Below are 2191 nucleotides of genomic sequence, written 5' to 3'. Positions count from 1 at the left end.
TGTCAATGGGAACGTAAAAGTGTACCAGTTACGGGAATTGAAAAGTGTACCACTCCCTGGGAGAGAACTTCTCAATCCGGGGAAGCGGAAATCGTAGAGTCACCTCCTTTCTGGGAGAGTTGCTTGGCGAAGGCATGACCCTGGAGCCGGTAGCTGTGGCCCTTGATGTTGATCACCCGGCAGTGGTGCAGCAGCCGATCGAGGATGGCCGACGCGATGACCGGATCGCCAAAGAGTTCCTGCCAGTCGGAGAAGCTCTTGTTCGAGGTGATGATGGTCGAGCTCTTCTCGTAGCGGTAGGTGACGAACTGAAAGAAGAGATACGCCTCCTGGCTGGTGACCGGTAGATAGCCGACCTCATCGACGATGACGAGGCTGGAGTTGAGATAGGCCTTGCCCTTGGCCTGGCTCTCCTTGAGCTTGGCGATCAGGGTGTGCATGGTGGTGAAATAGACCCTGAAGCCGTGGTAGCAGGCTTTGATGGCCAGAGCGATGGCCAGATGGGTCTTGCCCACTCCCGGCGGGCCGAGGAAGATCACATTCTCGTGTTTGGAGAGGATGGTCAGGTCAAAGAGCTCCATGACCGACTTCTTGTCCAGATGGGGATGGAAGGTGAAGTCATATTCCTCGATGGTCTTGGCCATGGGAAGGCCGGCGATCTTCATGGCGGTATCGACGCGGCGCTTGTCCTTGGCCGCCACCTCTTCCTCCAGGAGCTGGTCGAGAAAGGAGAGGTAGGAGCCGCCGTTGGCCTGGGAAAGGGTGGCGACATCGTCGAGGATCTCCACCGCCTTGAACAGCTTCAGCCGCTTGAGATTGTCCTGGAGGCGATCAAAGGTCAGTTGCTCCATGAGACACCTCCGGCGGCGTAACGGTCATACTCGGCAAGGGGACGCCGATAGACCTCGGGATAGAGGGTTTTAGTGACCAGACCTCGGGTCGCCTTCCCCTTGTCCCGCCCGTAGCGTGGCATCTGCTGGGACGTCCGGGATGGTCGTGGCGGGATACCGATGGCCTGCCCCTTACCCTCCGGAATCTGGTAGGTGCCGAGGAGCTCCGCGTCGTGATAGATGCGGATGATGCCGTTCTTGACCTTGAGGAGCACCTTCTTGCCGACCACCTGTGGAGCGACATAGTAGCGGTTGCCGCCAAAGGAGATCAGGCAATCCTTGTACACCTTGCGGAAAAACTTGAGCGAGGTGTCGTAATCTGAAGCGGGAAGCAGACCCAGATGGGGGATCTCCTGCTCCCACCGAAAGCTCACCTGTTGCCGGTAGGTTCCATGAATCCGCTGGTGAGCCGTTTCGGCAATCCAGGTGCCGACATCCTCATTGGCCCGGGAGAGGGAGCGGTAGAGATAGCCTCGCCAGAAGCTCTCCCGCAGGTAATCCATGGGGCGCTCCACCTTCCCCTTGACCCAGGGGCTGTAGGGCGGGCAGAGCCGAGGCGTAAACCCATAGTGCTTGGAGAAATGGAGGAACTCCACGTTGAAGGTTGGCTTGCCGTTCTCGCGGCCCACGACAACGTGCTTCATGTTGTCGTAGAGGATCTCGGCAGGCACGCCCCGAAGCTGCCGGAATGCCCGCAGGTGGCAGTCCATGAAGGTCTCCATCGTGCAGCGCTCGACGAACTCGACATACATGGCCCGTGAGAACCCAAGGACCATGACAAAGGCATAGACCGTGGTGGTTTGGCCAGAGCTGTCCACGATCTTGAAATCACCCCAGTCCACCTGGGCCTGGAGACCCGGCTCCGTCTCGAAGCGGGTATAGGCGATCCGGCACTTCTGCTCCTTGATGGAGCGGACAAACACCTTGACGGTGTCGTAACAGCCGGCGTAGCCCATGCGCCTGAGCCGCTCAAAGATCCAGGTGGCCTGGTAGTCGTCCTCGTCGAGGAAATCCCGGATCACCTGGTGATACGGTTCGAGAATCGACGGTTTGACAGTCTTGCGGGTATAGGCTGGAAAGGAGTTGCTTTCCAGGTGTTTCTTGACGGTCTTGCGGTGGATACCGAGCTTCCTGGCAATCCAGCGAAGACTGTGACCTTGGCGTTTTAAAGCAATAATGTCCATGTACACCTCCGTGGAAATCATCGGCATCCCTCCCTTCTTGAGAGAGGGATACCATAGGTCCCAGGGTGGTACACTTTTCATTCCCGCTTTTGGGCCATTATTGCATTACCAGTGACA

General features: G+C 57.9%; 2 protein-coding genes. Both read right to left on the bottom strand.

Translation table 11 applies throughout. The features are described 5' to 3' along the window. Positions 1 to 71: 71 nt before the first annotated feature. Positions 72 to 851, bottom strand: a complete 780-nt coding sequence (istB, locus tag KI811_RS18355; protein WP_214187916.1) for an IS21-like element helper ATPase IstB — start codon at positions 849 to 851, stop codon at positions 72 to 74. Further along, a complete protein-coding gene (gene istA, locus KI811_RS18350; RefSeq protein WP_214187915.1) occupies positions 839 to 2074 on the bottom strand; it encodes an IS21 family transposase in 1236 nt (411 codons plus the stop codon). Before istA ends, istB begins: the two co-directional genes overlap by 13 nt. Positions 2075 to 2191 lie beyond the last annotated feature (117 nt).

The organism is Geobacter hydrogenophilus (assembly GCF_018501225.1).
GTDB classification, from domain to species: Bacteria; Desulfobacterota; Desulfuromonadia; order Geobacterales; family Geobacteraceae; genus Geobacter; species Geobacter hydrogenophilus.
The sequence above is the reverse complement of the archived record's forward strand: the minus strand, read 5'-3'. Positions and strand labels throughout refer to the sequence as shown.